Source organism: Chromobacterium indicum (assembly GCF_039708975.1).
Lineage (GTDB): Bacteria > Pseudomonadota > Gammaproteobacteria > Burkholderiales > Chromobacteriaceae > Chromobacterium > Chromobacterium piscinae.
On the sequence record NZ_JAYFSJ010000008.1, the window covers coordinates 143,222 to 158,218 of the forward strand.

Sequence of the window (14,997 nt, forward strand, 5' to 3'; positions counted from 1 at the left end):
TTGGCGGCGCGGCCAGCCCCTTATTGCGCAGGAAACATGATGAATCTGACAGGCATGATGCTCATCGGCGGGCAGGTCGTTTCCGGCCGCCGCGAGATGATCCGGGCGATAGACCCGTCCACCGATCAAGCGTTGGAGCCGGGCTACCCCGGCGCGGACCGCGAACAAGTGGAGCAGGCCTGCGCATTGGCCTGGGAGGCGTTTGACGCTTACCGCGAAACCGCGCCGGAAACGCGGGCGCGCTTTCTTGAAACCATCGCCGACGAAATAGAAGCGCTGGGCGATGAATTGATAACACGCGCCATGGCCGAAACCGGCCTGTCGCGCGCCCGCTTGCAGGGCGAGCGCGGCCGCACCTGCGGCCAGCTGCGCTTATTCGCCCGCACGCTGCGGGCCGGCGAGTGGCAGGACGCGCGGGTGGACCCGGCCATGCCGCAGCGCCAACCACTGCCGCGCGCGGATTTGCGCCAGCGCCAGGTGGCGCTGGGGCCGGTGGCGGTGTTCGGCGCCAGCAATTTCCCCTTGGCCTTCTCGGTGGCCGGCGGCGACACCGCCTCCGCGCTGGCGGCCGGCTGCCCGGTCATCGTCAAGGCGCACAGCGCCCATCCCGGCGTCAGCGAGCTGGCGGGGCTGGCCATTACGCGGGCGGCGGAGAAATGCGAACTGCCGGCCGGCGTGTTCGCGCTGCTGTTCGGCGAGGGGCGCGAAGCGGGGCAGGCGCTGGTGGCGGATCCGCGCGTCAAGGCGGTGGGTTTCACTGGCTCGCGCAGCGGCGGCCTAGCCTTGTGCCAATTGGCGCAAAGCCGGCCGGAGCCGATTCCGGTTTATGCGGAGATGAGCTCAACCAATCCGGTATTTTTGTTGCCGGCGGCGTTGCAAGCGCGCGGCGAGGCATTGGCGCAGGGTTTTGCCGCCTCGCTGACGCTAGGCGCGGGGCAATTCTGCACCAACCCCGGCTTGATCATCGCCGAGCAGGGGCCGGCGCTGGATGGCTTCATCGCAGCCGCGGTAGCTGCCCTGCGGCAGAGCCCGGCGCAGACCATGCTGACGCCCGACATCTTCCGCGCTTACCAGGCGGGCGTGGACGCGCTGTCCGGCCATGCTCGGCAATTGGTGGCTGGCCTGCCGGCAACCGGGCCCAATCAGTGCCAGGCTCAGCTGTGGCTGGCAGACGCGGGCGATTATCTGGCCAATCCGGCGTTGCGGGCCGAGGTGTTCGGCGCGGCCGCCTTGATCGTGCAATGCCGTGACGCGGGTGAATTCCGCCAACTTGCCGAGCAGCTGGAAGGCCAGCTCACCGCCACGCTGCAGCTGGATGAGGGCGATCTGGACCTGGCCCACGCGCTGCTGCCCACGCTGGAGCGCAAGGCCGGGCGCATTCTGGTGAACGGCTGGCCTACCGGCGTGGAAGTGTGCGACGCCATGGTGCATGGCGGGCCGTACCCGGCTACCTCGGACGCGCGCGCCACCTCGGTGGGCACGGCCGCCATCCAGCGCTTTTTGCGGCCGGTCTGCTATCAGGACTTGCCGGACGCGCTGTTGCCGCAGGCATTGAAACAGGCCAATCCGCTGGCGTTGCGCCGTCTGCTGGATGGCGGGCGGGAGGGCTGAGCCATGGCTCCCGCTCTTGCGCCCGGCGCCTCCGTCATAGTGGTGGGCGCCGGCATTGTCGGCATCGCCACCGCCTTGCAGCTGCGGCTGGCCGGTTTCAATGTGACCCTGCTGGACCGCGGCGAGCCGGCGATGGAGACCAGCTACGGCAATGCCGGCGCTTTCGCCATCAGCGACGTCATTCCGTTGGCCGAGCCCGGCGTGCTGCGCAAGGTGCCCGGCTGGATGCTGGACCCGCTGGGGCCGCTGGCCTTGCGCTGGCGCTACCTGCCCACGTTGGCGCCTTGGCTGCTGCGTTTTCTGGCCGCCAGCCGGCCGCGCCGTGTGGCTGAACTGACGCAGGCGCTGGCGGCGCTGCTGGGCCGGGTCAACGACGACTACGCCGCCTTGATCGCCCACGCCGGCCTTGGCCACCTGTGGCGGCGGCACGGCAATCTGACGCTGTATCGCAGCCGGGAAGAGTTCGACGCCGCCGCGCCGGCCTGGGACGACAAGCGCCGCCATGGCGTGCGCTGGCTGGCGCTGGGCCGCGACGCGCTCGGCGAAGGCGAGCCGGTCTTGCGCGAGGAATGGCAGTACGCGGTTCAGGTGCCGGATTGGTCCCACGTGGACGACCCCTATGTCTTCAGCCGCGGCTTGTTCGACGCCTTCATCCGCGAGGGCGGCCGCTTTGTCCGGGACAAGGCGCTGGCCACGGTGACGGAAGCCGGCCGCGTGATCGGCGTGGAAACGGCAGGCGGCCGCCTGCGCGCCGACGCGGCGGTGATCGCCTGCGGCGTGTGGAGCGACCGCTTCGTCAAACAACATCAATACCGCGTGCCGCTGGAAAGCGAGCGCGGCTATCACGTCAATCTGCCCAAGGCCGGAGTGGCGCTGCGCCACTTCATCCAGTGCGCCAGCGAGAGCTTTGTCATCCTGCCCATGGCCAACGGCGGGCTGCGCCTGGCCGGCACGGTGGAGCTGGCGCATCGAGACGCCCCGCCGGACTGGCGCCGCGCCCACATCCTGCTGGACAAGGCCAGGCGCATCGTCGGCGATTTCTCCACCGAAGACATGACGGTGTGGATGGGCAACCGCCCGTCGCTGCCGGACACCCTGCCCATCATCGGCCCGGCGCCGCTGCCGGGCCTGTGGTTCGCCACCGGCCACGGCCATCTGGGCCTGACTCTGGCGGCCACCACCGGCGCGCTGTTGCGCGACATGCTGCAGGGGCGGCCGCCGGCGCTGGACATGCATCCGTATCGGTTATCTCGTTTTTGACCCTGCTTCAGGCCGGCGCAGACCGGCCGCGGCGGGGGAGCGGTAGCGGGGCGGGCCGGGGGGCTTGCCCTGGTCAATGCAGCAATAAAGGAGACATCTCATGGCTTGGAACAAACTGTTTGCGGAAATGAACTGGGTGGCAGCGCTGGGCGGCATGATGGCGCCGTTCGCCATGGCGGCGGCCCATGCCGATGCCGTGGTCAAGATAGGCTTCGCCTCGCCGCTGTCCGGCCCGCAGGCCCACTATGGCAAGGACAACGAAAACGCCGCCAAAATGGCCGTGGACGATGTCAATGCCAAGGGCCTGGTGGTGGGCGGGCAGAAGATCAAATTCGAACTGGTGTCCGAGGACGATCAGGCAGACCCCCGCATCGGCACCCAGGCGGCGCAACGGCTGGTGGACGCAGGCGTGAAGGCCGTCATCGGCCACTTCAACTCCGGCGTGTCCATCCCGGCCTCGCGCATCTATTCCGACGCCGGCATTCCGCAGCTGTCGGTGGCCACCAACCCGGCTTACACCCAGCAAGGCTACAAGACCACCTTCCGTCTGGTGGGCAGCGACAGCCAGATAGGCGGCGCGCTGGGGCAGTTCGCCGTCAAAACGATGAAGGCCAAGAGCATCGTCGCCATCGACGACCGCACTGCCTACGGCCAGGGCATCGCCGACGAATTCGTCAAGGCAGTGGCGGCCAACGGCGGCAAGGTGATGCGCCGCGAATTCACCACCGACAAAGCCACCGACTTCACCGCCATCCTTACCTCGCTCAAGGCCGTCAACCCGGACGTGGTGTTTTACGGCGGCGCCGACGCCCAGGCCGCGCCCATGGTCAAGCAGATGAAACGGCTGGGCCTCAAGGCCAAGCTGATGGGCGGGGACATGCTCAACACCCCCACCTTCATCCAGCTGGCCGGCGCCGACGCGGCCGGCCATTACTCGGCGGTGGCCGGCGGCGTGCTCGCTGCCCGTCCGGCAGGCAAGGAATTTGAGCGCCGTTACAAAGACCGCTTCCATCAGGACGTGGTGCTGCTGGGGCCGCAGTTCTACGACGGCGTGATGCTGGTGGCCGCGGCGATGAAGCAGGCGGGCTCGGTGGAGCCGGCCAAATACCTGCCCAAGCTGGCCGCCATCCGCTACAGCGGCGTCACTGCCGACTTCGCCTTCGCGCCCAATGGCAATCTGTTGAAAGCGCCGGTGACGCTGTCCACGGTGAAGAATAACGCCTGGGCGGTGGAGACGGTGGTCCGCTGAGCGCGAGGTTTAAACGATATTTTCCCTGCTGTACTCCTCTGCCCCTGGCCGGCTCTCTTGATTGAGGGCTGGCTTCTTTTTTATTCGAGTGTTTGGTGAGGAGTTGGGGATGATAGGGGGAAGGGGCTGGCCACATTGGCTGCTTATCGGCCATAGCGGCTATCCACTCCATCAGCCCTCAGCGTCCGCTCAGCGCCACATACCTGCCATTTTCCTTACATCGAAGCCGAAAATCGGCTTTCTGACTTGAGAGGACTTACTTGCGCCCCATCAGCTACATTCACGCAATCTGAATCGACGGCGAAAACGGGTCATTGACGTCTGCAGGGTCTTCCGTGCTAGTTACGTACGCCGCAGGTAGGTGCCGATGGCCCGGCTCTCGCATCATTACTTCCGAAATTAAGAGGCAAGGTACGCAGTTCACGTCACTCCATAATGCGGATTTGATCTGGCACTATCAGCTTGCTACCAATGAGCTCCGCTCGTGCCCCTTCCGGATCAGCGGTGAACAGCAAGACACGTAAATCCTCCCTCGCACGCGAGAACGAGACATACGCGAGCTTCTGCGTTACAGAGAGTTGCCGGTCGGTGGGCTCGCCGGAAGTCTGCGGTGTTAAGGTCTTACTAAAGCTGTATTGGTTCCACGCAGCCTCGACATCATCATAGACGACAATGACCTTTTTATATTCCTCACCCTTAACTCCGTGCTGGGTGCTATAGGCTGTGTTGTCATCTAGATAGCCGGCATAGCGGGAAACTGGCTCGGGAGACATTTGAAATAAAGCATCTGCAAGCCAATCTCCTTTATCAAAGTTGTGAAGGTCCTCATCGAATGGCTCGGACCGAGGAGCACGATCAAGATGCTCAAGCAATCTTTCAGAAGGCTGAATGATTTGCTTGTCGACACAAAAGCGGAGCATCGTCCCGATCGTCTCGGTGTCCCACAAAGCACGTAACTGGCCAACCAAAGTCTTGGACATCTCGATCATCAATTTGAGTGATTTTCCTGCGTTCAATCCATCGACAGCAAAAGCAGGACTATCGCTACGAAGCAGACTGATGATCCTCCGATCATCGCCCTGGTCCTGAGCGGTGATCAGAGGGCAAATTATTGAAAGAAATGGCTTAAGGAGGAAATGCTCACCTTTCTCGAAGGCATCTTGCGCGCGAGACGACGCATAGTCGCCCGTGAAGAGACGGTTGAGATCCGCGAAGCCCAGCCGCCGCGCGATCATTTGCCGTGCGAGGAAGAGCTTCATGACATCGCTGCGCCCTGTCCAGCCCCAGTCTTCGACTGCCGCATCCATACGTGCCAATGCGCGCTCAAGCTGTTCTTCTGAATAGCGTTTGCGCGGTTCTGTCGGCTCTTCTGCTTTAACAAGCAGGAATTCGACACTGCCTTCACATTTCGAATTTTCCCCAGCAGCATATTGTTCAACGTCTCCACGATAGGCATTTAGAAGCCTGATGACACTCTTAGAACAGCGGAAATTCTCCGTCTTCTTGATGATCTCACCACCATCGGGAGGCCCAAAGGCCCCAGCACTCCGGTCATAAATTTGCTGCCATGGATCGCCGAAATAGCCGATTACTGGGAGTCCAGCACCGGCGCCGACGAGATTGAGCCCTGCGACGATGCCCTCGAATGTGTCTTGTGCTTCGTCGACAAAGATATAAGGGAAACGTAGACCAGTGATCCGCCGGAACGTGGCGTTATTTGCAAACAGATAGGTCGCAATCTCTATAACATCATCATGGCCAATTTGGCCTTTGCCATAGTCACTGAAGGCCATGTCAGCATATTCAAAATGTCCAATTGATTCGATTGCGGCAAGCTCTTCCGTCAGCCGCTCGATCTTTGCACGGGCCGTCTGGGCCTTTTTGCTCTTACCCCCGTTATCATCTTCCCTGGCCTTTGCTATCAACGTCGGAATGCGGCTTTCACGCAGCGCTTGCCGAATATCTTCATGGAAGTGACTGATTTGTCCCCACAGAAATCCATGAAGCGTTGAAACTAGGTAGAGGTCGTCGAACCCCAGTCCTGACTTGATGACCTCAACCGCGCGATTGGTGAAGGTGATACAGGCGATACGCTGACCATGTCTTCTAAGAACGATACCCTCACGATCGCGCACTCGGCCAAGAGCATCAACCAGCGAAGTCGTCTTGCCCGCCCCCGCTCCGGCGATCATGGCAAAGCTGCGGCGGTCATCTAGGCATTTTCGAACCCGAGAATCTGCTTCGCTCTCCACCCAGGCAACCATGCTAGCCTCCCTCCATCGCAACAGCATTTTCTGTCTCAGCCACCGCAGTAGGTAGCGGAGACAGACGCTCTTCAAGCCATTTTAATCCCTCGGCTATGTAGCCTGGGACGTTCCAAGCCTCGGTACAAGCCAAAATGTCCATGGCAAAGTCGGTCTTTTTGAAACTATCTGACTTAATCCGGTCGTAAACGCTTTGATAAGCGTCATCGAGAAGCGCCTGGATAGGGATGCCGATGGACAGCGCGCCGGAACGGAGTAGTCCAAAATTCTCGTAGACGATCGCCTCCTCCAACGTGCGCGGGCGGAGTGTCGCACTGGCAGTGCCATCCGTCACCAGAATATCCGTCTGGAAAGCAATGCAACGATCCTTCGCAACATGCTGCTTGTCAGCTGGGGTCAACGCGATGAGATCAGCGATAGTGGCCTGCCCGCACAGTTTCTTAAGAGAAGCGTTGGAGGTTCTTGCTCCGACAACATCCGCCCGACAAGCACTCGGATAGCCGGTCGGGGCCACAGAATCGAGATCCGTAATAACGAGATAGGGGATATTGAGGAAGCTAAGCAGACCCTCGAATCGGTGGGCATAGGCTCCACCCACCTCCAAGATTGTGAGGTATGTAGTCCGTAATCGCCTCGCAACACGCTCGATCATGGACGGCATAAGAAGCTTCTCAACTGCACCTTCAACGAGGATCGCAGCATCAGCAAAAAATAGGTCGCAATGCGTTAGGCGTAGATAGCGCTTGAGGAAGACCAGCGATTCGGAGGGGGCAACAAGCTTGCCATCTATCGTTTCCGTTTCCGGCTGGAAGGCCCGAAGGCTGCGGACCACTGATGCATTTCGAATCCCGATTGCAGCCGTCTCGCCCGCAGTATGGCAGCGCTGAAAATAGCGGACCTTCTCGAAATCCACGGCCTCCATGATATGGGAGGAGTGGGTGGTAACAACGAGTTGCGGCACAAGGTCAGGTTCGCAGGCCGATTTGGCGGATTGATTGATTACCTGCCAGATGTTGGAGATGAAGGTCTGTTGCACCTGCGCATGAAGATGAACCTCAGGTTCCTCGATAAAGATCATCAAACATAGAGGCCGGTTCTCGGTGGTCATTACCCACTGAGAATGAAAATGCCGAGCCTGAATAGCCATGTAGATCAAGTTCTTGAAGCCAAGACCATTATAAAGCTCGGGTAAATCATGCTGCAGACTGGGGTCAACGTAGAGCAACTCAGTGCTCCCGCGCAGAGCGGTTTCAGGGCTGAGTGAAGAGATGATCCGCAGTTCTCGATCATTAATCGATGGCACACCAAGATGTTTGATAAGCGTGATCAGCGGTGCAAACTGCTCAGCGTAGTGTTCGGTCAGCTGTTTATTGTTTGCATCGATCACGCTATGAGCATTAGCAGCATGGTCGATGTGCTCAAGATTCATCCGGTAGAAGGCGGCGAAAGCAGACGAAAGTCGGTTACTACGGCTGCTGTCGTCGTCGTTAATGTTGCGCTGCGCATCGACGAACTCCACCCGTATGAGATTCTTCAAAAGCCGTTTGCCTTCGTCAGAATCGAGTTCGCTCGTCACGATCTCGAGTGAAGTTCCATCCTGTGATTTCTCATCAAGTGAGAAGTAGCGAACCACACAATGCCGACCGAGATTTCCTTCGAGGGCCAGAAATTGCGACAAGGCCTTGTCACGCGCACCGTCTTCGTTCGGCGGATAGGCGGCGTCGTAATGTTGGCGTAGCTTCTTTGCATCCTCGACCTCATACGACAGTCGGATACCTACACGCGTGAAATCCGAAAGTTTGGGCAACAGTGTGAACACTCTGCCGAATGCGATGCTTTCAGGATCGATAGTGAACCACAGATCAAGGCTAATCTTGGGAAGCCGCCCTGAATCTCCGGTGATCGCAAAGGCGTCGAAATCAACCATTCGAGCGACTGAGAAATCGTGAATTTTGAAGTCGCGACCGCCAAGAAAGCAGCGAAAGATTGCGGTGGCAGACGTCTTGCCGCTGTTGTTGGGCCCGACAAAAATTGATTCACGCTCTTCGATGTCGATCTGAACGTTCTCTAGTCGCCGGAAATTCCGAATTGCAACACGGCTGACCCTCATAAAATCCTCCTCTCAGATGCATTGAGAGCGCAGTCATCCCACTGCTCGTCGGTCAGAAATTAAATTGGTGCGACAGTCTACCGGCAGCCTAAGCCGGGGCAGCCTAGCGTAAATGCATTGAAACTGTTCAGCGGAGATTGACGTCGCTCGCCCAACTGCTTGGTCGATACCGTCGATGTCTCTCACTGGGGCCTCCTCTGGGGACTAACAATTATTCTGATACAAAAATGTCGGAGGGGTGCTAATACTATGGACACAACCGACTAGCTCTTAAACTTTTAATGACAAAGAGATTATACAATATTGATCTTCCAATCAATCGACATCACATAGACAGAGCCAACTTTCGCTACGGGACTCATTCCTCAAATAACTGGTTCTGACCGATAGCAATCTTGCTAGCGTATAAGCATGAACGTCCGCTTCGACCGACAAGCGGCCGCTAGGCACCATTCAAGGAGTGTCCATCGTTTTAGATGGTCGCCCAATCTTCCTGCGTAAACACTGACAGACTAGGCCGCCAGCAATGAAAAAGCCCGCGCTCATGAAGAGACGCGGGCTTTTGTCTGTGCAAGACAATATAGTGGATCAGAACGGAATGTCGTCGTCCATGTCGTCCATGCGCGGAGCGGCCTTCGGCTCCTGGCGGCGCGGGGCGGCCGGGGCTTCCTGGCGCGGGGCCGGGGCGCTGTAGCCGTAACCGTCGTCCATGCCACCACCCATGCCGCCGCCGGAGGAGGCGCCCATTTCGCTGCGGCCGCCTTGCAGGCTCAGTTCGTTGACGCGCACGTCCGGGGAGACGCGCTTGTTGCCGTCCTTGTCCTGCCATTCGCGCAGGGTCAGTTGGCCGTACACGGTTACCTGCTGGCCCTTGGCCAGGTAGTTCTTCAGCGACTCACCACGCTTGCCCCATACCTGGCAGCTGAACCAGTTGGTGGACTTGCGTTCGCCGAAGCCGATGTCGCTGGCCACGCGGAACGACAGGACGGGCTCGCCGCTCGGGGTGTAGCGCAGTTCGGCGTCGGCGGCCAGGCGGCCGTCAAAGGTGATGCTGTTCATTCAATTCTCCGGATAAGTTCAAACTGCTTGGCCTGCGCCGCGAGCGAGGCCCGAATGGCGGCGCGTCTGCTTCCCGTTGTCCGCGCGGATGCGGCATTGCCGCAGCCCTCCATACTACCGCGAAGGCGGATTTTCTGGCTGGGCGCGTGCACAAAGGCCAGCGGGCGGACTGGGTTTCGGGGCAGGTTTGGCGAATGGGCCGTATTATACACGCCAATCGGCTTTGCTTTGTTCCGGATGCGGCGCAAGCTGAAGTGTTTCCGCTTGGAACGATGGGCTTGGCCGCGCGCGGGGAACTGTATCGGTCCGCGGCGGTCTGTCATGGGTTTGTTGAAAGGATGATGACATGATGAAGAACACAATAGTATCGATGCTGGTTGCCGTGAGCGTGGCCGGCCTGTCCGGCTGCGCCAACATGAGCGACACCCAGAAGGGCGTCGGCGGCGGCGCCGCCATCGGCGCCGGCGTGGGCGCGGCGATCGGCGCGTTGACCGCGGGCGGCCACGGCGGACGCAGCGCTGCCACCGGCGCGGCGATTGGCGGCCTCTTGGGCGCGGGCGGCGGCTATCTGTGGTCGCAGCACATGCAGAAGCAGAAGGAAGCGATGGAGCAGGCGACCAAGGGCACCGGCATCGGCGTGAGCCAGACCGCCGACAACCGCCTGAAGCTCAACATCCCCGCCGACGCCTCGTTCGCCACCAACAGCTACGCCTTGCGTCCCAGCCTGAAGCCGGTGCTGGACAAGCTGGCCGCCACGCTGCAGCAAAACCCGGTGACTTCGGTCAACATCATCGGCCACACCGACAACACCGGCAGCGACGCGATCAATAACCCGCTGTCGGTCAACCGCGCCAAGGCGACGCAAAGCTACATCGCATCGCGCGGCGTGGACATCAACCGCATCGGCGTGGACGGCCGCGGCTCGCGCGAACCGGTGGCCGACAACGGCACCGTTTCCGGCCGCGCGATGAACCGCCGCGTGGAGATCTTCGTAGCCGAGCCGGCGCAGAAGTAAGCGCGGACGGCGAAACGAAACAAGGGCGGCTCCCGATCGGGTAGCCGCCCTTGTCGCATTCAGGCTGGAGCAGGTTAGAACGTGGCGTCGATCAGCCGCCGCACTTCGGCCTCGTCCCATTGTTGCTGCGATACCTTCAGATAGGCGACGCGGTCGGCCAGCAGCACCGAGGCCTCGTGCACGCCGGCCACGCCGGCCAGCTCGCGCGACAGCGCCTCGGCGTCGCCTTGCCAGGTGTCGCCGATGTGCAGCATCACCGAGCGCACCGCCTTGGGCGGCTGCATGCCCAGCGACCAGATCAGCCACGACAGCATCAGCAGGGTGGTGAAGCCGAACACGCCGGCTGGGCCGTAATGGCTGTACAGCCAGCCGCCGGCGGCCGCGCCAAGGAACAGGCCGAACGATTGCGAGGTGTTGTAGACGCCGATGGCGGTGCCCTTGGCGTCGGCCGGCGCGATCTTGGAGATCAGCGAGGGCAGGGTGGCTTCCAGGATGTTGAAGGCGATGAAGTACAGCGACAGCCAGGTGACGATCTGCCAGAAGCTGTCCAGCGCCAGCGCCATGCCCAGTTGGGCGGCGGTCATCAGCGCGATGGCGCCGATGAATACCGGCTTCAGCCGCGCCTTTTTCTCGCCATAGATGATGGCCGGCACCATCAGGATGAAGCCGATCACCGTCACGGGCAGATACACCTGCCAATGCTGGGATTTGTCCAGGTGCGCGGTCTTGATCAGCGCGAAGGGCACGGTGACGAACATCGCCATCTGCGCCGCGTGCAGCGCGAAGATGCCGTAGTTGAGGCGCAGCAGCTGGCCGTCTTTCATCACCGCCGGCAGCCGCTTGGCGTTGGCTTCGGTGTCGGAGTGGAAACGCGATTGCGCCGGGTCCGGGATGATCAGCCACACGCCGATCAACGCGGCCAGCGACAAAAAGCCGGTGAGGGCGAAGATGCCGTTGACGCCGATGTACTTGGCCAGCAGCGGGCCCATCACCAGGCTGGCGGCGAAGGTGGTGCCGATGGACATGCCTATCATCGCCATCGCCTTGGTGCGGTTTTCCTCGCGGGTGAGGTCGGCCAGGAGCGCGGTGATGGCGGCGGAGATGGCGCCGGCGCCCTGGATCACGCGGCCCACGGTCAGCGTGGCGATGTCGTGCGCGCCGGCGGCGACGAAGCTGCCGATGGCGAACAAGAGCAGGCCGCCGTAGATCACCTTCTTGCGGCCGATGCGGTCGGACAGCATGCCCAGCGGCAGCTGCAGGATGGCCTGGGTCAGGCCGTAGCTGCCCAGCGCGATGCCGATCAGCGTGTGGTTGTCGGCGCCCTGCAGGGTTTTGGCGTAGATCGCGAAGACGGGCAGAATCAGGAACATGCCCAGCATGCGCAGGGCGTAGATACCGGCCAGCCCCAGGCTGGCCCGCAATTCAGTGGCATTCATGCGGTGAGATTTCGGTTTTGCGTATCTGGGTTTTAACGACCGCGCCGCGCAAACGGATGACGCGTTTGCACGGTCATTGCACGGACAAGTGGAGCCGTCCCGGCCAAGTCGGGTATATTAACAGGTTCCCTGACGACGGTGAGTAACAGCTTCTTATGGACAGCATCCGCATCCGTGGCGCCCGCACCCACAATTTGAAGAACGTCAACCTGGACTTGCCGCGCAACCAGTTGATCGTGATTACCGGCCTGTCCGGCTCCGGAAAGTCCTCGCTCGCTTTCGATACGCTGTACGCCGAAGGCCAGCGCCGCTACGTGGAGAGCCTGTCGGCCTACGCGCGGCAGTTCCTGCAGCTGATGGAAAAGCCGGACGTGGACCTGATCGAGGGCCTGTCGCCGGCCATTTCCATCGAGCAGAAGGCCACCAGCCACAACCCGCGCTCCACCGTCGGCACCGTCACCGAGATCCACGACTACCTGCGCCTGCTGTTCGCCCGCGTCGGCGATCCGCACTGCCCGGAACACAACGTGCCGCTGTCCAGCCAGACCGTCAGCCAGATGGTGGACCACGTGCTGGCGCTGCCGGAAGAAACGCGGATGATGATCCTGGCGCCGGTCATCGTCGGCCGCAAGGGCGAAAACCTGGATCTGTTCGACGACCTGCGCGCGCAGGGCTTTGTCCGCGTGCGGGTGGACGGCGAGGTGTACGAGCTGGACGCGGTGCCCAAGCTCGACAAGAACAAGAAGCACACCGTCGAGGTGGTGATAGACCGCCTCAAGGTGCGCGCCGACATGCAGCAGCGGCTGGCCGAGAGCTTCGAGACCGCGTTGCGCCACGCCGAGGGCCGCGCCATCGCCGTGGAGATGGATAGCGGCAAGGAGCACTGGTTCTCCGCCAAGTTCGCCTGCCCGGTGTGCAGCTACAGCCTGCCGGAGCTGGAGCCGCGGCTGTTCTCGTTCAACAACCCGATGGGCGCCTGCCCCAAGTGCGACGGCCTGGGCGAGATCACCTTCTTCGATCCCAAGCGCGTGGTCGCCCATCCGGAGCTGAGCTTGGCTTCTGGCGCGATCAAGGGCTGGGACAAGCGCAACCAGTTCTACTACCAGATGCTGCTGGCGCTGGGCGAGCATTATGGCTTCTCGGTTTCCGACCTGTCTTTCGACGACCTGCCGGAGAAGGTCAAGCATGTGGTGCTGCACGGTTCCGGCCGCGACAGCATCGAGTTCAGCTATATGTCGGAGAAGGGCACCAAGTTCACCCGCGCCCATCCATTCGAGGGCATCATCCCCAATTTGGAGCGCCGCTACCGCGAAACCGACTCCATGGCGGTGCGCGAGGAGCTGGCCAAGTACCAGAACAACCAGGCCTGCCCGCATTGCAGCGGCTCCCGGCTGCGGCTGGAAGCGCGCCACGTGTTCATCGGCACGCGCACGCTGCATGAAATCAACCAGCTGCCGCTGAAGGAAACCGCCGACTTCTTCGAGGGATTGGAATTCACCGGCCAGAAGCAGGCGGTGGCGGAGAAGATCGTCAAGGAAATCCGCGAGCGGGTGTCTTTCCTGAACAATGTGGGCCTGGATTACCTGAACCTGTCCCGCTCCGCCGACACCCTGTCCGGCGGCGAGGCGCAGCGCATCCGGCTGGCCAGCCAGATCGGCTCCGGCCTGACCGGCGTGATGTACGTGCTGGACGAGCCGTCCATCGGCCTGCACCAGCGCGACAACGACCGCCTGCTGGGCACGCTGAAGCGCCTGCGAGATCTGGGTAACAGCGTGATCGTGGTGGAGCATGACGAAGACGCCATCCGCGAGGCCGACTACCTGGTGGACATGGGGCCCGGCGCCGGCGAGCACGGCGGCGAGGTATTGGTGGCCGGCACGCCGGCCGACGTGGCCGCCAGCGAGAATTCTGTCACCGGCGCCTTCCTGTCCGGCCGCCGCAAGATCGCGCTGCCGGGCGGCCGCCGCGAATTGGGCGAAGAGCGCATGCTGCAGCTGATCGGCGCCACCGGCAACAACCTGAAGGATGTGACGCTGAATCTGCCGCTGGGCGGCCTGGTGTGCATCACCGGCGTGTCCGGCTCCGGCAAGTCCACGCTGATCAACGACACGCTGTACAAGATCGCCGCGCGCGATCTGAACGGCGCCAGCGAGGAGCCGTCGCCGTACCGCGAGATCAAGGGCCTGGACCAGCTGGACAAGGTGATCAACGTCGACCAGAGCCCGATCGGCCGCACGCCGCGCTCCAACCCGGCCACTTACACCGGCCTGTTCACGCCCATCCGCGAGCTGTTCTCCGGCGTGCCGCTGGCGCGCGAGCGCGGCTACGGCCCGGGGCGCTTCTCGTTCAACGTCAAGGGCGGCCGCTGCGAGGCCTGCCAGGGCGACGGCGTGATCAAGGTGGAGATGCACTTCCTGCCGGATATCTACGTGCCCTGCGACGTTTGCCACGGCAAGCGCTACAACCGCGAAACGCTGGAAGTGCAGTACAAGGGCAAGAGCATCCAGGAAGTGCTGGAGATGACGGTGGAGCAGGCGCTGGAGTTCTTCGCCGTGGTGCCGCCGGTGGCGCGCAAGCTGAAAACGCTGATGGACGTCGGTCTCGGCTACATCCGCCTGGGCCAGAGCGCCACCACGCTGTCCGGCGGCGAGGCGCAGCGGGTGAAGCTGGGTCTGGAACTCTCCAAGCGCGACACCGGCCGAACCCTGTATATTCTGGACGAGCCGACCACCGGCCTGCACTTCCACGACATCGACCTGCTGCTGCAGGTGCTGCACCGCCTGCGCGAGAGCGGCAACACGGTGGTGGTGATCGAGCACAACCTGGACGTGGTGAAGACCGCCGACTGGCTGATCGACCTGGGGCCGGAAGGGGGCGCCGGCGGCGGCCAGATCATCGCCAGCGGCACGCCGGAACAAGTAGCGGCCAATCCGGTCAGCCATACCGGACGCTATCTGGCGCCGCTGCTGGAACGAGACAAGAAATAAAACCAA

General features: G+C 62.0%; 9 protein-coding genes. 5 read left to right on the forward strand and 4 right to left on the reverse strand.

Annotated elements, in window-relative coordinates:
• Positions 1-36: 36 nt before the first annotated feature.
• The 3 genes from VA599_RS12555 to VA599_RS12565 all read left to right on the forward strand — a co-directional run bounded on the left by VA599_RS12555 (position 37) and on the right by VA599_RS12565 (position 4,120).
• Positions 37-1,611 (forward strand): aldehyde dehydrogenase (NADP(+)), encoded by a 1,575-nt coding sequence (locus VA599_RS12555; RefSeq protein WP_346788834.1) that lies wholly within the window; start codon positions 37-39, stop codon positions 1,609-1,611.
• Positions 1,612-1,614: 3 nt separating this feature from the next.
• Positions 1,615-2,871: an NAD(P)/FAD-dependent oxidoreductase gene (locus VA599_RS12560; protein ID WP_346788836.1), complete on the forward strand. Its 1,257-nt coding sequence runs from the start codon at positions 1,615-1,617 to the stop codon at positions 2,869-2,871.
• Between the two features lie 100 nt (positions 2,872-2,971).
• Entirely contained in the window at positions 2,972-4,120 is a 1,149-nt protein-coding gene (locus VA599_RS12565) for a branched-chain amino acid ABC transporter substrate-binding protein (protein WP_346788838.1), read from the forward strand.
• Positions 4,121-4,545: 425 nt separating this feature from the next.
• On the opposite strand, the gene VA599_RS12570 is transcribed toward VA599_RS12565, so the two are convergent.
• The 3 genes from VA599_RS12570 to VA599_RS12580 form a co-directional block, all read right to left on the reverse strand.
• Positions 4,546-6,384 carry a UvrD-helicase domain-containing protein gene (locus VA599_RS12570; RefSeq protein WP_346788840.1) on the reverse strand — a complete coding sequence of 613 codons (1,839 nt, stop codon included), beginning with the start codon at positions 6,382-6,384 and terminating at the stop codon, positions 4,546-4,548.
• 1 nt (position 6,385) lies between these two features.
• On the reverse strand, positions 6,386-8,494 hold the full coding sequence (locus tag VA599_RS12575) for an ATP-dependent nuclease (protein WP_346788842.1): 2,109 nt from the start codon (positions 8,492-8,494) through the stop codon (positions 6,386-6,388).
• Positions 8,495-9,082: 588 nt separating this feature from the next.
• Positions 9,083-9,553, reverse strand: coding sequence for a single-stranded DNA-binding protein (locus tag VA599_RS12580; RefSeq protein ID WP_021475777.1), 471 nt, complete (start codon positions 9,551-9,553; stop codon positions 9,083-9,085).
• A gap of 346 nt (positions 9,554-9,899) precedes the next feature.
• Here VA599_RS12580 and VA599_RS12585 point away from each other — a divergent pair, with 346 nt between their 5' ends.
• Positions 9,900-10,568, forward strand: coding sequence for a YiaD family glycine zipper/OmpA-like lipoprotein (locus VA599_RS12585; RefSeq protein ID WP_234004353.1), 669 nt, complete (start codon positions 9,900-9,902; stop codon positions 10,566-10,568).
• Positions 10,569-10,642: 74 nt separating this feature from the next.
• On the opposite strand, the gene VA599_RS12590 is transcribed toward VA599_RS12585, so the two are convergent.
• Complete coding sequence (locus VA599_RS12590; RefSeq protein ID WP_346788845.1) at positions 10,643-12,004, reverse strand: MFS transporter; 1,362 nt, start codon at positions 12,002-12,004, stop codon at positions 10,643-10,645.
• Between the two features lie 155 nt (positions 12,005-12,159).
• Here VA599_RS12590 and uvrA point away from each other — a divergent pair, with 155 nt between their 5' ends.
• Positions 12,160-14,991, forward strand: coding sequence for an excinuclease ABC subunit UvrA (uvrA, locus tag VA599_RS12595; protein WP_021478911.1), 2,832 nt, complete (start codon positions 12,160-12,162; stop codon positions 14,989-14,991).
• The last annotated feature ends 6 nt before the right edge of the window (positions 14,992-14,997 follow it).

Bases quoted from the DNA above. Each gene is read 5' to 3' on its own strand.
- VA599_RS12555 (WP_346788834.1), top strand. From the start codon at position 37: ATGATGAATCTGACAGGCATGATGCTCATCGGCGGGCAGGTCGTTTCC.
- VA599_RS12560 (WP_346788836.1), top strand. From the start codon at position 1,615: ATGGCTCCCGCTCTTGCGCCCGGCGCCTCCGTCATAGTGGTGGGCGCC.
- VA599_RS12565 (WP_346788838.1), top strand. From the start codon at position 2,972: ATGGCTTGGAACAAACTGTTTGCGGAAATGAACTGGGTGGCAGCGCTG.
- VA599_RS12570 (WP_346788840.1), bottom strand. From the start codon at position 6,384: ATGGTTGCCTGGGTGGAGAGCGAAGCAGATTCTCGGGTTCGAAAATGC.
- VA599_RS12575 (WP_346788842.1), bottom strand. From the start codon at position 8,494: ATGAGGGTCAGCCGTGTTGCAATTCGGAATTTCCGGCGACTAGAGAAC.
- VA599_RS12580 (WP_021475777.1), bottom strand. From the start codon at position 9,553: ATGAACAGCATCACCTTTGACGGCCGCCTGGCCGCCGACGCCGAACTG.
- VA599_RS12585 (WP_234004353.1), top strand. From the start codon at position 9,900: ATGATGAAGAACACAATAGTATCGATGCTGGTTGCCGTGAGCGTGGCC.
- VA599_RS12590 (WP_346788845.1), bottom strand. From the start codon at position 12,004: ATGAATGCCACTGAATTGCGGGCCAGCCTGGGGCTGGCCGGTATCTAC.
- uvrA (WP_021478911.1), top strand. From the start codon at position 12,160: ATGGACAGCATCCGCATCCGTGGCGCCCGCACCCACAATTTGAAGAAC.